The 18244-nt window shown below is 46.5% G+C and carries 10 protein-coding genes; 8 read left to right on the top strand and 2 right to left on the bottom strand.

Annotated features, from left to right (window positions below):
* Nucleotides 1-89: 89 nt before the first annotated feature.
* The 6 genes from F3J22_RS14025 (at nt 90) to F3J22_RS14050 (ending at nt 9091) form a co-directional block, all read left to right on the top strand.
* Nucleotides 90-1397: a hemolysin family protein gene (locus F3J22_RS14025; RefSeq protein WP_167018154.1), complete on the top strand. Its 1308-nt coding sequence runs from the start codon at nt 90-92 to the stop codon at nt 1395-1397.
* Between the two features lie 2 nt (nt 1398-1399).
* Nucleotides 1400-2263, top strand: a complete 864-nt coding sequence (locus tag F3J22_RS14030; protein ID WP_167018156.1) for a pirin family protein — start codon at nt 1400-1402, stop codon at nt 2261-2263.
* A 161-nt stretch (nt 2264-2424) separates the two neighbouring features.
* On the top strand, nt 2425-3036 hold the full coding sequence (locus F3J22_RS14035; RefSeq protein WP_167018158.1) for a sigma-70 family RNA polymerase sigma factor: 612 nt from the start codon (nt 2425-2427) through the stop codon (nt 3034-3036).
* Nucleotides 3037-3100: 64 nt separating this feature from the next.
* Nucleotides 3101-4150 (top strand): FecR family protein, encoded by a 1050-nt coding sequence (locus F3J22_RS14040; RefSeq protein ID WP_167018160.1) that lies wholly within the window; start codon nt 3101-3103, stop codon nt 4148-4150.
* A 115-nt stretch (nt 4151-4265) separates the two neighbouring features.
* Complete coding sequence (locus F3J22_RS14045; protein ID WP_167018162.1) at nt 4266-7496, top strand: TonB-dependent receptor; 3231 nt, start codon at nt 4266-4268, stop codon at nt 7494-7496.
* Between the two features lie 11 nt (nt 7497-7507).
* Entirely contained in the window at nt 7508-9091 is a 1584-nt protein-coding gene (locus tag F3J22_RS14050; RefSeq protein WP_167018164.1) for a RagB/SusD family nutrient uptake outer membrane protein, read from the top strand.
* Between the two features lie 77 nt (nt 9092-9168).
* Here F3J22_RS14050 and F3J22_RS14055 read toward each other — a convergent pair whose 3' ends face one another.
* Nucleotides 9169-12795, bottom strand: a complete 3627-nt coding sequence (locus F3J22_RS14055; protein ID WP_167018166.1) for a DUF6443 domain-containing protein — start codon at nt 12793-12795, stop codon at nt 9169-9171.
* Between the two features lie 21 nt (nt 12796-12816).
* Nucleotides 12817-16089, bottom strand: a complete 3273-nt coding sequence (locus F3J22_RS14060) for a hypothetical protein (RefSeq protein WP_167018168.1) — start codon at nt 16087-16089, stop codon at nt 12817-12819.
* A gap of 381 nt (nt 16090-16470) precedes the next feature.
* Here F3J22_RS14060 and F3J22_RS14065 point away from each other — a divergent pair, with 381 nt between their 5' ends.
* Both F3J22_RS14065 and F3J22_RS14070 read left to right on the top strand, forming a co-directional pair.
* On the top strand, nt 16471-17412 hold the full coding sequence (locus F3J22_RS14065) for an endo-beta-N-acetylglucosaminidase H (RefSeq protein WP_167018170.1): 942 nt from the start codon (nt 16471-16473) through the stop codon (nt 17410-17412).
* Between the two features lie 164 nt (nt 17413-17576).
* Nucleotides 17577-18185 carry a hypothetical protein gene (locus F3J22_RS14070; protein WP_167018172.1) on the top strand — a complete coding sequence of 203 codons (609 nt, stop codon included), beginning with the start codon at nt 17577-17579 and terminating at the stop codon, nt 18183-18185.
* Nucleotides 18186-18244: the final 59 nt, after the last annotated feature.

Genomic DNA, 18244 nt, shown 5'->3' on the forward strand with positions numbered 1-18244 from the left:
ATATTCACCTTAAAGACCTGACAAAAATACACGAACGTATAAAAAATCATTTACCTATATTTGGGCTTGCGAACCAATTTACCCAACTAATGTTTCTACAAGTTCTCGGAACTATTATTCTTGTATTATTAAACGGATTTTTCGTCGCGGCAGAATTTGCCATTGTTAAAGTACGATCTTCACAAATAAACAGCGCTGCCGGTGCCTCTAAAAGGTCTACCAGGGCAGCAAAACACGTATTGAGCAATCTCGACGGCTACCTCGCCGCCACACAGCTGGGTATTACCCTGGCTTCCCTGGGTTTGGGTTGGGTTGGAGAATCAGTGGTAACTGCACTGGTCCTGAATTTCATGGCAGCCATCGGGCTGACGATCACAGAAAGTGCTGCCCATGCCATAGCGATCCCTATTGCATTCTTTATCATTACCGTATTACATATCGTATTTGGTGAACTGGCGCCGAAGTCAATGGCGATACGCAAGCCACTGCCTACCACACTGGCAGTAGCCATGCCGCTGCGCTTCATCTTCGTCATCTTCCGCCCGTTTATCTGGATGCTGAACGGCTTGGCCAACAGTATCCTGCGCCTCTTCGGATTACAACCTGCAGGCGAATCTGAAATTCACTCTGAAGAAGAGCTGAAGCTGATCATCTCCGAAAGCCAGGAAGGCGGCGCTATCGAAGAAACAGAACGCGAGCTGATACAGAACGTATTCGAATTCGACGACAGCCGCGTAAAAGAAATTCTGACTCACCGTAAGGATATCTCCGCACTGGACATCTCCCTGCCATTTGATCAGCTGGTAAACCAGGTGATCACAGACGGTTATTCCCGTTACCCGGTATACAGCACCTCGCTGGATGAACTGAAAGGCGTGATCTATACCAAAGACCTCGTTAAAGGGGTACACGAAAAGAAACTGACCAGCATCAACGAGATCCTCAAACCGGTATTTTATGTACCGGACAGCATGAAGATCAAAGACCTGCTGCGTACTTTCCAGCTGCAACGCCTGCAAATGGCCGTTGTTACCAATGAATTCGGTGATACGGAAGGTATCGTTACCATGGAGGATATCCTGGAAGAACTGGTAGGAGACATTCAGGACGAACACGACCACGAAGCACCGATCGTAGAGAAAAAAGATGAAGATACCTACATCGTGAATGCGCACGAAAACCTCTCCGACATCAACGAGTTCCTGCCGGTACCATTGCCGGAAAGCGAACATTATGAAACACTCTCTGGTTTAATAAACTACGAACACGGGAATATTCCTAAAGAAGGAGAGGTCCTTCAGATCGAACACTATGAGGTGCTGATACTGAAAATGTTCCGTAGCTCAGTGGAAAAAGCCCGACTGAAGTTATTACCTGAATCATCACAAAACAGCTGATAATGGAAAAGAAAATACTGCATGTGCTGGAAGGCCGCGAAAAGAAAATCACTGATACAGAGGTGGTACGCCAGTCGCTCCCTACGGCACAGTTCCGTTTTGCCAATCCTTTTATCGTGGTACATCATATGCCGGCGAAGTTTTACGCTGCCGGCTCTCCGGAAGAGCGCCTGCACCCGCATCCGCACAGGGGCTTTGCACCGGTAACGTTTATGTTGCAGGGGCAGGGTTTTCACCGCGATAATGCCGGCAACGCCATGACGGTGACCGCCGGCGATGTACAGTGGATGTTTGCTGGCAAAGGTATCCTGCATAGTGAAGGTCCTTCTGAAGAATTTCTGAAAGAAGGCGGTAACTATGAGCTGCTGCAGCTCTGGTTCAACGTACCCGCAGCACATAAATTTGAAGATCCTTACTATCAGTATATTAAAGGGGCTGATATGCCTCATATACCGGCACATCCAGGTGTACACCTGAAACTGGTAGGTGGCGAATATGAAGGCCTGAAAGGACCGCTGCAGAACTTTACGCCTATCACAGCCATATGGGGGAGTCTGGATGCCGGTACAGCCGTATCGCTGCAGGCTAAACGCGGTTACTGGACACTGCTCTACGTGGTAGACGGTAACGTGCTGGTAAACGGCACCAGCGTTAATGGCTATCACCTTGTGGTGCTGGATAAAGACGACCCTAACGCTGACGTACATATCCAGGCCACAGAAGCCACCAGGATACTATATCTGAACGCGGAACCTATCAACGAGCCGGTAGCTGCCAAAGATAATTTTGTCATGAATACCAACGAAGAAATCGAACAGGCATTCGCCGACTATAAAAACGGATTGTTCGGTACCCTCGAAAAATAATTGCCGCATAAAGTTTACTACCTGTATAAGTACACCACTAAATTTATTATCTTGTTGCTTAGATGATCTAAGGGAAGATAAAGATTAATTAATATTATTTTTTAGTCAGGAGCTGTACTTTTATCCCACCATCAGCCGATGGTATCTTATCCTTTTCAGTTGTGGAAAACTCACAGGTAGTAAACGAATCAGCGCTGTGGAACAGTGTCATTGCCGGCGAACAGCCAGCATTCAAAGCGCTGTATGAAATCTACGCAGACACACTTTTCGCCTACGGAAACAGATATACGACAGACAGAGACCTTATCCTCGACTGTATCCACGACCTCTTCATTGATCTGCATCATTACCACCATAAATTATCCCGCAGTGTAAATATTAAATTCTACCTGCTGGCAGCCATGAGAAGGAAACTGCATCTCACCCTTAAAAAAAATGCCAGGGTGAAACTGATAGCGGATGCCTCACTCTTTACGCTTGATTTTCAATCAGATTCTATACAAACTGCCATCATCGCCAGCGAAGATGAACAGCGGCTGATAAAGCTGCTCGCCGAACAGCTCAACCAGCTTCCTGCACGGCAAAAGGAAATCATCTACCTGAAATATCACTGCGATCTCTCTTATGAAGAAATTGCTGCTATCATGGAAATTGAAATCGCCACCTGCCGTACCCTGGCTTACCGCGCCATCAAACAAATGCGCGAATCCATGGAAGGTACCACTGTAAAGGTTTTCAGTACATTGCTGCTCATCCTGCTGGCAGAAATCTGAAAAAAATAAAAAAAATCTTACAAAACCAGTCTATAAAAACCTAACCGCTTTCTCTTATATATTAATGGACCTATTCGACAACAGTGAACAGGATTTGCGCATACGGGCAATCGCCCGGGCCGCTGGCAATGAACATATGACAGGGGCTGAAAAAGATTTGCTGTGGCAGCGTATAGACGCCGGCATGCAACAAAAAAATAAACGCATCTACCTGCTATATGCCTGGAAAGCAGCTGCCATCATACTGGTACTGCTACTACCGCTATTCTACTGGCTAAGGCCTTCGGAACAGCCTGCCATACTGCGTTTTGCCGGTAAGGAACAGGTCGTGGCCCAGGATACGCTCACGGCTGTACGATTAATTCTCAGTAATAATAAACAGGTACAGGTAGCACAGCAAAAAGCTGTCATCACTTACCAGTCAGGCAATACCCTGACGGTTAATACACAACAGGTAAGCCAGGATACCAGGTTAGGTTCCTTCAATACCTTGCTGGTGCCTTATGCACATACCGCCGAGCTGACGCTCAGCGATGGCACGCATGTATGGCTGAATGCGGGTTCCAGGCTCGTATATCCGCCGGCGTTCGATAAAACAGAACGCAGTGTGGTACTGGAAGGAGAGGGCTATTTTGAAGTAAGTAAGGATGCTGCCCGGCCTTTCTACGTATATGCGGGCGATTCAAAGGTAAAGGTGCTGGGTACTTCGTTTAATATTTCCGCTTATAAAGATGATCAGCAGCAACAGTTTGTTTTATGTACGGGCAGTATCAGCGTGGAAACAGGTACGCACGCATCCCTGCTGAAACCAGGACAGATGGCTGTTGTAACCGATGGTATCCAGCAGGAAGCCGGTATGGTGTCAACAGAAATGTATACCGCCTGGAAAGATCATCACCTGATAGCTATGCATACCACTTTAGAAGATATTTTGAAAAAACTGGCAAGATATTACAACAGGAAAATTACGATTCATTCAACCAAAAGCAGCGAAACATTTTCAGGTGATATCGATCTTCATAATAATATGGACGATGTGCTGAAAAGCATTGCTGAAGCCACTTCCATGCGATATGAAAATATTTCCGGTAACATAGTATTCAGTAAACAATAGCCTTTTTTGTAATTCCGGTACAGTATGGTAGCCCTGGCCAGGGTTACCGTCAGGGATTGCTATGCCCGGCTACGGGCACCTATATACGATTTCAATCAACACACAAAATTAACGTATGCGAAAACTCTACGTTGCATGGCTCCTATTGCCCCTGCTTACCGTTATTGGCATGTACAGTGCCGCCGCTACCCAAAACGGGCAGCTGCTGGTCAGGTTAAAAAATGCACCGCTTACTGAACTGTTCCGCCAGATACAGTCGCAGAGCGACTGGCGTTTCTTTTACAAAGATGACCTGGTTGCAGGTTCAGACAAAATTACCCTCTTCATGCATGCCAATATCACAGACATCCTGGATAAAGGTTTGCAGTCTACCGCCCTCGGCTATACGATTACCGGCAACCAGGTAACAATCGTACCAAAATCGCAGGCCACTCCCAGGCAAAGCAGACAATTTTCTGAAGATAGCCTGGTATTGGTAAAAGGTCGTGTGTATGATACGCACGAGCCACCGCAGGGGCTTCCGGGTGTTACCATCAAATTAAAGGATGGTAGCATCGGCACCACCACTGACCCTGACGGATATTTCAGCATCCGTGTGCCACGCAATCATCCCCTTGTTTTCTCACAGATAGGCTATCTGCCCCAGGAATATATGGTGCTCAATACCAACAACGGCCTCACCATCGCCCTGAAAGAAAATGTATCCAGGCTGGATGAAGTAGTAGTGGTGGGCCTTACAGAGCAGCAACGCAAACATATTGCCAGTTCCGTTGCTTCCCTCAATGTGGCTTCGGCGTTAAACGGAAAGCCAGTGACCACCATCTCGCAGGCACTGCAGGGTGGTATTACCGGATTGCAGGTAAACCAGAGCAGTGGCCTGCCTGGTGGTGATGCAGCGGTAATTAAAATCCGTGGTATCAGCACCCTCAACAACTCTAACCCGCTGGTACTGGTAGATGGCGTACCCATGGATATGAACTACATCGATCCGCTGACCATTGAAAGTGTAACGGTGCTGAAAGATGCGGCAGCAGCAGCCAGCTATGGCGCCCGCGCGGCCAACGGTGTTATCCTCGTTACCACCAAACGTGGTGTGCCCGGCAAAGTAAGTGTAATGTACGATGGCTACTACGGTATTCAGTCGCCAACAGTAATGCCGGACCTGGTAGATGCGCCGCAATACATGCGCATGTACAACGAAGCACAGGTAAACGCCGGTAACCAGCCGTTCTACAGCGAAGAGGCCATCAAGGCTACCATTGACGGCACCGACCGGGTGAAGTACCCCAATACCGACTGGCAGGACCTGATCGTAAATAAAAGAGCACCGATCAACAGCCAGTCGCTGGGCGTCAGCGGAGGCAATAACATGGCGCGTTTTGCCCTCAACGTGAATTACCAGGACCAGGAAGGCATGATTCCATTATCGCGCTCAAGGAAGTATAATGTACGCGCCAACACTTCTGTATCTCTCAGTAAAAAATTACTGGTAAACATAGATGTACTGGCGATCAAGCGGAATACCTCGCAGCCCAACAGACCCAATGGTACCGGAGGAAATAGAATCCTGGAAGATGTTTACCGCGTACCACCCACCATTCTTCCTAAATACCCTGATACTAAAAATGGTGTAGATATTTACGGGAGATATGCAGATATCGTAAACCCGCTGGCCTATGCAGAAAAAGGTGGTATCCGTAAAGGGGAATACGGACAATCCAGCATCAACCTGCAGCCACGCTGGGAAGTATTGCCCAACCTGTTTCTACGCGGACAATTCAGCTTCCGCCTCAATAGCGACATCACCAACGATACCCGCGATAACTATAATTTCTTTGACTATTATACCGGTCAGCTATTGCAAACGTGGACGCAGCAACGTAGTAATAAACTGGCACGTACTACTTACTATTACCTTGGTGCGAATGCAGATTATACCATTGATAAGAATGATCACCATTTGTTTATCATGGCTGGTTATTCCCAGGAAGAAAGCAATGGCAGCGGACAATCAGCCTCTTCAGATGTAACAACAGTCAGCATCTGGTCTATTCTCTCTGCATATGCGAAAGCAAATTATTCCTATAAAGACAAATACCTGCTGGAGCTTACCGGTCGTACAGATGGTTCATCCAAATTCGGTCCGGGGCATAAATACGGCTTCTTTCCATCGGCAGCGATAGGATGGAATGTAAGCAAGGAGCCCTTTATGCAAAGCATCCGCGCAATAAATAATATGAAGCTCAGAGCTTCGTATGGCAGACTAGGAAATGAAGGTATTGATCTCTATCAGTACCAGACTACTATCAACAACAGCAGCGGAATAGAGGTGAGCAATGGTAATCCTGACATCAGCTGGGAGTCGGTAAACATGCTGGATGTGGGTATGGACCTCGCTTTGTTTGGCAGCAAATTAGAACTGGTAGCCGATTATTACAGCAAGCAGACGACAGGAATGATCCTGTTCCCGCAATTGTCCTACACCGGCGGATTTGAAGCAGCTGTTCCGGTGAATGCCGGCAAGGTGTCCAACAAAGGCTGGGAGATCAGCCTGAACTACAATGCGCAGCTGTCACGCGCCATCAGCCTGTCGGTGCGCCCTGGCATTACCTTCAATGAAAACAAAATCCTCGCGTTGGAAGGTGGTTCAAAAGTAACCACTACCAATATCAACGAAGTAGGAGGGGCCGTCAACAGCTGGTTTGGTTATAAAACCGCAGGATTGTTGCAGGCTTCCGACTTTGATGCCGCGGGTAATCCGCTGATACCGGTAGTAGCAGGGGCTAAACCGGGAGATATCAAATACGTAGATCGTAATGGTAATAAGATCATCGACAGTGATGACCAGATGCGTATAGGCAATCCCGTGCCCACCACCAATTATTTCGCCAACTTCCGGCTGACCTATAAAAACTGGGACCTGGAGTTTATGCTGCAGGGCGTTAATAAATGCGACGCCGTATTGCAGGGAATGCTGGCTTTACCGCTGGATATGAGTAAAGATGGTGGTGTGCCTACCAAATATTATTCGACCAGGTACTGGACGCCGGAACGTACCAACGCTATGTTCCCGCGCTTATCTGCCGCGCCGGCCAACAGCAAATATTCTTCCGACTTCTGGTTTGAGAATGGCGCCTATCTGCGGCTGAAATATGCGCAGCTGGGGTATAACGTGGTGTCTGACGGGCTGAAACGCAGGGGTATCAGTCGTATCCGTGGTTATGTAAATGCCCAGAACGCCTGGACGCTTACAGGTATGAAACTGATGGACCCCGAGAGCCAGGGTAACCAGTGGACTTATGGTGTGATGCAGGCTTTCATTGCCGGTATTAATGTTCAATTCTAAAACCTTCACTCATGCAGAATACAAATCGCTGGATGCTAATTATAGCCTTGTTTTTATTGACCAGTTGTGAGAAATTTCTGACCCATGACGACCCCACCTCAGTAACAGATGCCTCGTGGTGGAAAACAGAAGCCAATGCCACCGGGGCGCTGGGTTCTGTGTATGCAGGACTTCCCGGCGGCAGTGATGGCCGTCAGCTGATGTTTTTATCAGCGCTGAGTGACGAAGCCGTGGCACGTCAGGATACCAGGGGCGCTTATGAGCTATATGCAAAAGGGTTGCAGAACAGCACCTGGGATGTAGCGCTGATGGTCTGGAGAGATGATTATAAAGACATCCGCAGGGCAAGCCGCTTCCTGGAAAATGTGGACCGTTGTTATATGGACTCTGCCCTGAGAGCGCGCTATAAGAACGAAGCCCGTGCCATGCGGGCCTATTACCATATGGAACTCCTGATGTTCTTTGGTGGTATTCCGATCGTGACCACCTCAGTAGAGCCATTGAAAAGTGAACTGAAACGTAATACAGAACAGGAAGTCTATGATTTCATTGTGAAGGAACTGACGGAATGTGCGCCTAACCTGCCCGACACCTATAACAGCAACGAGGCCTGGCGTATCTCCTCCGGCGTATGTTATGCGTTAATCAGCAAATTAGCCCTGTTTTACGGCAAATACGACCTGATGAAGTCAAGTGCCCGGGCGGTGATAGATCAGGGCGTATATGGTCTGTATAAGTCAACAAACAGTAAAGTAAACAGTTATGCTGAATTGTTTACCTATGCAGGGGAACTGAACAAGGAACGTATTTTCTTCAAAGATGCAGGCTGCAGCGGTGCCTGGAATACGTTTGCACCGGCAGGCGTAGGTGGAAAAACAGTTGTGTCACCCACCAACGTAGTGATCGATAACTTCGAAACCCTCCAGGGGAAGACATTGGCAGAACTGCCGACAGACTCACAGGCGATCTATCACAAAACACCCAATTACAAAAATAACCGCGACCCTCGCCTGGTAGCGGCAGTATTACTGCCCGATCAGGTATACCAGGGAGATACCCTGCGCCCGTTTGCCAGCACCGGCAGCGATAAAATCGGTTTGCAGTTTTCCACCAATACAGGTTTCTGGGTCAATAAATACCTGGACCCTAAAGACAGAAACGCCAGTTCCAAAACACTGGACTATATGATCATCCGCTATGCGGAAGTATTGTTGAACTACGTAGAGGCGCTGGTGGAGCTGGGCGACTGGCAAAACCCTGATGTGCTCAGTTATATTAACCAGATAAGGAACCGTGCCGGCCTGGCTTCCGTAGACCCTGCAAAGTATAATTCACAGGCTGCCCTTCGTGTGCTGATACGCCGGGAACGTATGTCGGAGCTGTGTTTTGAAGGCGCACGTTTCTTTGATATCCGCCGCTGGAATATTTTTAAAGACGTGATGACCGGAGAAGTATATGGCGCAGTAGATCCCGGAACGGGCCTGCCGACGCCGGTAGAAAGCAGGAACTGCGACCCGCTGAGGGATATGCGCTTCCCTATACCTATGAGTGAAATACTGGCCAATCCCAATATGGTGCAGAACGACCGGTATTAACTTACCATTGTAGCATCAGGTAAAAGGGTGACGCAACGATTAGTTGAGTCACCCTTTTCAGTATGTGAAAGCGATATTTATTTTTCTACTGGCAATATGCTCACACTACGCACCACTTTCGCTGCAGCTGCCCTGCCTTTTAATATATCTGTGATCGGTACTGCAAGCGGATTTTCCGGGAAAACATATCCGGCAGGCTTATTGAATTTGTAATGGAATGGCGACAGGTATTCCTGGAATGGCTGATTCGGTTTGCGGCTCTGTAGCAACCGTCCTATCTGCTGGTCATAGAGAAAAGTATGGAAATCGTACCATTCCAGGCTGCTGCCATCCATGAATTCCCCGCTTTGCAGTTCTGCACTGCTGAATTTCTTCCGGTTCTCCGGATAGGCGGTTCCTTTCAGCGCATTACTGCTGATACCGTCCATAACAAGTCCGGACGGATAATAATGTGCTACCTCCAGCAATGGCCCGGTGGTAAGCGATACGGTAACATTATCAAAGTAAAGCCGCTCCTGGCTTTCATTGCTGGGGAATACACAAAGATATCCGCTCCTGGAAACCACCATCTTATCCGTTCCAAGCTCCTGCAGCTGATCCGGTGTAGCTTTTACCTGTTTAACACCACTGGCTTCTTCAATCATCTTAAAGTGGTCATCAAAATATATATAATTCAGATAAGCCTTAGGACGTAGTGGGTCAATGGCCTGATCATTACCGGCCTTCAATCGCTCATAACTGCCCGGGGTCAGGTTATGGGCGATCAGCGGCGGTTGATCAGCCAGCAGGGAAGTATGGGCTGTATTCCTGCCGGCCTGAGGGGAAGCTCCCTGCAATACCTGGTTTAACAGTACTTCCAGTGGTAATACCGGATTATTTTTCTTTACAGTACTGCTTTTATAAAATGCATTGGCGCCAATCCTTACCGTATCTCCGGCCATTACACGTATCACCAGCGATGGCCCTGTTTTCTTACCATCCGGCTGACCGGATAATAAGGCGACAAATTCATTTTTCTGACGACCGTCTCCGGCAGGGTAACCAGGAGGTTTGGCACTACGGGTTTCCGCTATGTTACTGAAGGTATTTTCTTCCCGCGTAGCAAGGGCTGTTTCCATACTCGCACTGTAAATACTGGTATCTGTCTGTTCTGTCAGTATCACGCGAACATTGTCCAGCTGGTCTTTCTCAAAATAATCGTAGATATATTGCACGGGCTGGCCTGCCTTTACTATTACCCTGATCCGGCCTTCTTCGTGTGCAATGGACTGCAGCGTGTCGTTCCGGAATTCAAGGTCGCCTAAATATCCAATGGTCGTATATTTTCCGGCGCCGGTATAATCAGTAACCGCCTTTTGTAATTTGTTGCCGTTGGCATCATAGGTATATACCACATATCCTTTTCCCCACATATAAATTGAATCAGGAAGATCCAGATAGTTATACCGAAGCACTCGCGTGAGCTTGTTCATATTGAGGTATTGATTGCCATTGGCGTCGTAATCGAAATCCTGTTGCAGATCGGTATTGGCTTCTTTGAAATCTCCCAGCGTGCTTAGCGGATTATTTACTTTATCTGTTACAAAATAGAGTTTATTGCTGTTGAGAAAGTATTCATATTTCAGGCTGTCCACGATAATGGAAGATGTGCCTGATAGTCCACGCTGCGTAAGCGATTTAATATTGCTGTTCAGGTCATATTTAATGCCGCTTACCGAATAATCAACCAGGCTACGGGACCAGGCGGAAGTACCAGGATCTTGCTGTACAAAATCAGCGCGCAGCAAATTATCAATTTTATCATATTTGAAATCGTACTTGCGTAAAACATTATCATTGGCAGACCGCCACATCGTACCTGCGAGTGTGCCGGTATATAATGGGTTTAAATACCGGGTGCCTGGTATCACGGTGGTGGAATCATCATACCCCAGATCATACCCGAAATAATTACCCGTGCCTGTACGCAGGTATTCCTTGTTTACAGACTTTAACCAGCCCTGAATATGATAACTGTACTTCATGCTATCCAGGTTGTTACCAAAGGTTTTGCAAATAAGCTGCCCTATGCTGTTATAACGCATCTGAACAATTGTTTTCAGCTGCCCGGAATCATTGAGCTGTTTGTCTATTTGGGTAAGATTACCAACATCATCATAATACCGGACAGTAAGGACTTTTAGTTCAGGCGTAACAGTACTTCCGGGATTCCTGTAATGGTCGTAGGAACTTAGTACCTTACCTTCCGCATCATATCGTATACTGTGGACATCTATCCCTCCATATATATTTTTCGAGACCTGCTGGATCAACCGCTCTTTATCATCATAATAATAACTGCTGCGAAGGGTGATGGAACTGTCTAAAACCTGCGACCAGTCTGCGCATTTCAGCCCATTGGTAAGTTTCGATGCAGTGGTTACTATGTCGGCAGTTGTACTGTTACCGCTCTGCAGCCTGGTCATTTCAGCAGGTACAAAGGCAAATGCCGGATCGGGAGAGGAGCCATAAGTGTTATATTGATTTCCTGTCAAAGGCAGTACAGGAGTATAGTCAGGAGAAGGCATGATAAGGTTTCCTATGATGGAATCATAGATATATCCGTTTACTTTTTCCTGCAAGGCATTGCGGCTGATGTTGGACAGATACAGGCTGCTGCCTGTCATCCTGCCTGTATAATCATATGCGTAGTAAAGCCACTGTCCTTTTGCCAGAAGGTTGCCGTCTCTTTTATAGACCAGGCGCTCCTGTGCATCATACACCATTTCTATAATGGCCTCACCTGGATGCTTTTCCCTGATCACGCGTCCTTTTGCATCGTAGTCATAGTAATAGCACATTTCGTCTTTGAGGAATGGAACACTATCTACTGTCAGCGGATGAGTTTTTCCGATTACTAACCTGGATGCGACAGGCGTAATTATAAAACGCAGGCGATTGAAATCATCATAGGAATAGTGTGTATCGAGGGCTACGCTATCTGCGTATTTTCTTCTGAGCGTATGGTTAAAGTTGATATCAAATACATCAACGCACTGATTTCCCTGCGGATTAATTGTTACCATCTTATGTGCTTCCCATGGAGACCATAACTCTGCGGTTGGTACAGCGCCGCTGTCTGAAGTAATAACCCAGTGTAATAATAAACTATCGTATGTATTGATGGTGGCGAAAATGATAGAATAATAATTGGAGGTGGGATGGCCGCCATCAGGGTTCCAGCTGGAGCCGGGGCCGCCGGTTAACTGCAGATTATTCAGTGGGGATTCGTCATAACGTAGTACAGTTATAGGAAGATTATCTTTTGCCACATCTGCTGCTGAAGTATTGGCAAGGTTATAGAATGCCCGCTGGTCATAAAAAGCAGTAGTTCTGATACTACCATAGTTACTGCCGGTCAAATCGGTATAAGACAGGAAGCGCTGGGTGTTATTTCCGAAGTTATTAAAGTAGAATGGCGTTACCATATCTTTTAGCCCCGGGCTGCCTTGTACTATTACTTTTTGCAGGGATCGTCCAAGACCATCCAGGTAAGTGACCGTGCTGGTTCTTTTATCTGGCGGCAAAGCGTCTACACCTGCCTGATCGGTGACGCCGCCAGTCCTTATTTTAGTTTCTACTATAAAAGTATTGCCTGTGCTTAACTGGCTGTAGGCAGCTGTTACATATAGCATCAGACATATGATGATAGATATGCGTTTCATATGAACAGATTGTGTAGTTACTCAATGGGGGATATCTACTGGTATGCCCGGGCCATAGTTATATTTAAAATTTTGCAGGATATTTTTTTGTTCATCTTTCAGATTTATCAGCCGGTTTAATCCATCATATTCATAGAAAATAATGCGGTTGTTGGCTGAATTACTACTTGTTTTGCCTATTAGGGGATCATATGTATAGGTTATAATGTCGGCATTGACATAGATATACCGTAGTTCATCTATAATAGTGTTGTTGCCTGTGAGTTGAACACTGCCATCTGCGGGATCGAACCTGTATTCGTAGTATGTCCAGCCATTCCTTACCGGGCCGGTCATAAATGGTGTGATCGTGGTAAGGCCCTGTTTCGCTGTAATGCCACCGCTATATAACCAGAAAGAAAGTTTCATGACCACGCGCAGCGGAGAAGAAGGGATGGTGATCATTCCTCCTGCGGGAATGATGGCACTCCGCTGACCTGCGTAGGCAACTGAGTTGTTGATGGTATAGCCTGTTATCTGTGAGCCATACCAGGATTGCCCATCATCTTCGAAATTATAGTAAGCCGCGTGTACTTTATTGCCACCCGTCATTTCCGCCACGGTATAACTATTGTTGTATCCCCGCAGGTACCGTGTGATGGGTCCTGCATTGTTTTGCCTGGAGGCAAGCGCTCCCTGCTGATAGGTAAAATAAACTGCTGGCTGATAGGCCGGGTCAAACGTCAGGCCGCTGGTGGTAAGTGCGGACTCCTGGAAGTTTGTTATCGGTTTCTGCGCAGCTATACTTAATTGTTTTACCGGCAACAGGTCTGCGCCATAATAAGAAATGGTGCCGTTGATGACGCGTTTATCGGGGCCGGAATTCGGTGCACGGTACTGGTAATTCTCTACTTCAGCTGCCAGGTAATGTTTGGATAGCATGAGGGGAATGCCGGCATCGTTAGCCCCCGCCAGCGCCGGGTAATCAGCAATATACTTCTTGCGGGTGACGACCTTTATATGATCGCTGTACCGCTCGATTTGCGTGGGATAAATATGCGCCGGATTACCATACATATATTTAGTATTGGTGGTAAGACTATACGATGTAAAATCATCGGGACGCTTTTCTATTGCTAACGTCAGGAATTTTTCCTGAGATTTGAATCCATAGGTATTTGTTTTCAGTGTAGTGGGATAATAGCTGGAGTCGGTGCAGCCTGCCGGTAGCCCGGTTAATGCAGTATAGGCATTGTATACAGGATTGCCTGCTGAATCCAGCGTTTTACACCACAGTATTGCGTTGGTCTGATTTAATACAGGCTTTGCCTGTGTGGAAGCATAGGTATTTATTGTATTGGTGAGATAGGTATACTTCACCTCGTATTTAAATGCCCCGTAATAATTGTACATATCCCACCAGATGAGTGAACCATTTGCGATGTCGTCATCAGTTGTGCTGATATTATTTAACTGGTACCTGAGTAGTGTTCTGCCATGTGTTGCGGGCAGCCGGTTATTGACTATTTTCTCTGTTACTTCCAGGTAGCCCACATGTTTTCCCTGGAATGAACCTAGTCCGAAAGAACCGTTCGCGGTGACCGTATAATTTTTCTGGCTTTGAAAATAATCGCCGGACAAGGTATCTGTGTCGCGATTGGTATAGGAAGATGTTACCAGGTAAGCAGGAAAAGCTTCATCTGATCTGCCACTGGACTTATCATAATAAATATCGTCGGTATAGGTGTAAGCTTTCACTATGCCGAACATATCCGGAATATCGGGGAATGCATAATCTGCCAGTGTTTTAATCCTGACACCTCCCAGTGTACGTACTGATTCATTTTGATTCAGGGTGGTATGTAATTCATATTCCAGGCTGGTAAATCCACCGGTAGGGTAAATAATTTTGTTGATCATGGCGTAAGAGGATCCTGTGAGATTGGGCTCCCTGTTTGCGTTTCCGCCAATTATGCTGTCAGAAGGATCAGGTGGAGAGATGATTTTTATGTTCGGTACCAGAGATTGGTTATTAGCACAATTATAAAAGCCCCAATGGTCAATACTTTTGGTAAATCTTTCCGGCATGGCCGCATTCGTATTGTAGAAGAATTGATAAGGAGGTGGCACAGCTGCATCCTGCCTGATGGGAATTTCCTGCAAACTGTCGAGCCGCAGTCTTCTTTTGGTGTAGCTATTATCCGGATTGGAAAAATAGCCATATCCCAGCCGGAATTGTTTTACTAATCCCGGTGTTCCTCCAATCGCATTGTATACAGCAATGGTATCCAGTTGGCGGCTACCTATGGAGTCGATATCTGGCGTGGATTTCAACGCAATGAACGCAATGATGCTGTCGTCCCTTACCAGCGATATCTTTTTCAGAAACCTGCGTGTACTGTAAGTGAAAGGCCCCGTATAGGCGTTGTAGTTACTGTCTATAGTATGTACAGTAGTCATTCCGGTGCTGTCATAATGCCTGATGGTAGCGTAACTGTGGGTGATGGCGGCGCTATTGGTGTTTTGTAAATCCATCGGATATGCTACGGTAGAATCATAGCCGAATAATAGTTTTTCATGACTGTTTGCAGCAATGATACTGGTCAGGTACCAGCTGGATATATAGTTGTAGCTGCGTACTGTGGCTGAATCAGGATAGGGATCGTTACCCGGTTCCATACGGGTAGCTTCAATATCTGCAAAGCGGTACCTGTTACCTTTATCATCCGTTACGGTGATTTCGGTGCTATCAAAGTGGAAGTCCATCATATTCCGCATTTTCATCACGATCTGGCCGGATGGTGTTCTGATGAATTTCCCGGTATAATTATCAAAGTTGTAGTAGTAGAGGTCTGGTTCCATTTCTATCTCACCTTTCTTTATTTGCTGCAGCCTGTTCTGCCATGCGAAGTAGTCGCTGGCTGGTGGAAGGTCCAATGAGGTATAACGGGCATCATCCGGATTACCGCGCACTACTCTCGTGATGACGCCGCCTGCAAACAGTGACCAGTTCTGGCCTACCCAGGTAGGTGCATCCTGCGGGCGAAACCCGCTGGCATCAAAATGCAGACTGAGCTCGATGGAGAGGTTATTCCCCTGCAGCGTATAGATAGGGACAGTTATATCCGGTGTTCCTGTATACAAACTTACCGGTGCATTGGCGTACTTTCCCAACTCTGCTGCTTCGGGGGCGGGGGCGATTGTTTGCCCGGACCTGAGCTCCGCTTTCGCCACTTCAATACTTAGCGGGGCTGGCTGCTGTGCGTATGCCGGCATACAACAAACTAATAATAATAGCAGGTACACTATTTTCATCGTACAGGAATTTAGGAGATAAAATCAGGGGTGTCAATGCTACATCAGTGGGGGCTCAATTTCCAGGCTTTGTATAGATAAACTTACAGCTTATGACTGCAAGTGACAGGCAGAAGTATGTTGAATTTAGCAGTTAATGGCGGCAATCCCAATCAGGATAATTATCCGCCTTGCTAAACAGGCTTTAAATCCTTTGTGGTAGGGAGCTTAAACGTTTTAGTTGTTTTATCGGATTTTAGTTATATTCAGGTAAGAATTCGAATTCCATTATTTTTTATTAGTCGGGCTACAGCACTCTATTTTACCCCGTAATCTCTGCCAGGATGCGGCCAGGCATCTCATTTTCTATTCTTAACCATCAAACCCATCAAACCAAAAGTTATGAAATCGACATTCCACGGGACTTTCCTGACGTCTTTGTTATCAATCACCCTTGTTACCCTCCTTGCCACTTCCTGTAATAAGGACAATGCATTGAGCACGAATACTAACGTTAAAGCACATACGGAATCTGTTACAAAATCAGGTGGCGTGTCTGTATGTTATGTAGAAGTAAACAGCAACAGTATTCTCAATACCGGTAAATATACGCTCACTACCGGTGGCCAGCAGCTGTTTGATATTGCCATCATCTTTGCTGCCAACATCAATTATAATACGAGTACCAGCAAAGCGGTATTGTACAATAATCCGCAGGTAAGCAGTGTATTGGCCAACAAAACTACCCAGATTGTTCCATTACAGAACAAAGGCATGAAGGTGCTGTTATCTATCCTGGGAAACCACCAGGGCGCGGGTTTCTGCAACTTTACCAGCCGCAGCGCCGCACATGATTTTGCCAAACAGCTGTCTGATACCGTATCCTACTACGGACTGGATGGTATCGACTTCGATGATGAATATGCAGATTATGGCACCAACAGTACCGGGCAGCCAAACGACAGCTCCTTTGTATTTTTGCTTTCTGAGTTAAGAACTTTAATGCCTTCCAAACTGATCACGTTCTATTATTATGGCCCTGCTGCTTCCCGTTTATCATATGGTGGCCAGAAAGCCGGCGACTTCGTTAACTACAGCTGGAATGCTATTTACGGCAGTTATTCCGTTCCTAACGTAGCTGGCCTGGCAAAAAGCCAGCTGGCGCCGGCAGCCGTAGATCTTTCATCTACCAGTCAGAGCACGGCTGTTAGTCTGGCAAATTCTACCAAAACCAATGGCTATGGCGTGTACCTATGGTACAACCTCACCAGCACAGACCAGCATACTTATATGTCGGCGGTGTCCAATGTATTATACAGCAGTGCGGTGACATACACACCTTGATAGGATTCCTTATTAATGATTGAATAGTTTGCCTGTCCGATTAGTAATGAAATAATAAAAAACGCCGTCTCTATCAGATAGGGGCGGCGTTTCTTTTCCGGGAAGGTTACACCAACATTTTCCAGGACAGTTGAACTTTTTCCTTTTTCGATCCTTAGTACTATATGCAGAAAAAACTACACGATTTCATCCGCGAACATGTATTGGGCAAGGTAATGCAAACCCCTGCACTATCGTACGACCTTGAGAAAGGTGGGCTGAGAGGCATTTACAGCGACAGGATGTTATTTTCCGATCTCTCTGAAACCGAAGACGGCATTCAATTTCATATGACCACCGTTACCACGGAAAAAGTATACGAAGTTAGCCCTGATGGCTCAGAAGGCTTGCTGCAAAAGGATTTTACAGGCACCAGCGTATACCGGTATGAGTTAGCGATACGTAAATCTTCCGGGGAGATGACTGGTTTTATGCACCTGCTATCTTCCACCGTGGCCGGGCATACCATGGAGGCAGTGGTATATGGTGTTTATAATATTTTTGTTAGTGAAGATGAAGTTAGCTGGAGAGAAGAACAATTGTTATACAGAGATATGCCTGCCGGGGATGGCCGGTACCGCGCCGTGGCTTTTGATGCAACTGCCCGCTGGTACCTTGAAAAAGGAAAACTACGTTTTGAATACATACCTTCCTACTATGATTATAATCCTGAAACCCGCACCAGAAAATTATCTGCAGATAAATATCCGCCTTTTGTTTCTAAAGAGCTATAAAAACAAAAAAGCCATATCTACGCAGTAGAGATGGCACATTTGCTACTTTTTCGTATGTA

This window comes from Chitinophaga sp. Cy-1792 (genome assembly GCF_011752935.1).
Lineage (GTDB): Bacteria > Bacteroidota > Bacteroidia > Chitinophagales > Chitinophagaceae > Chitinophaga.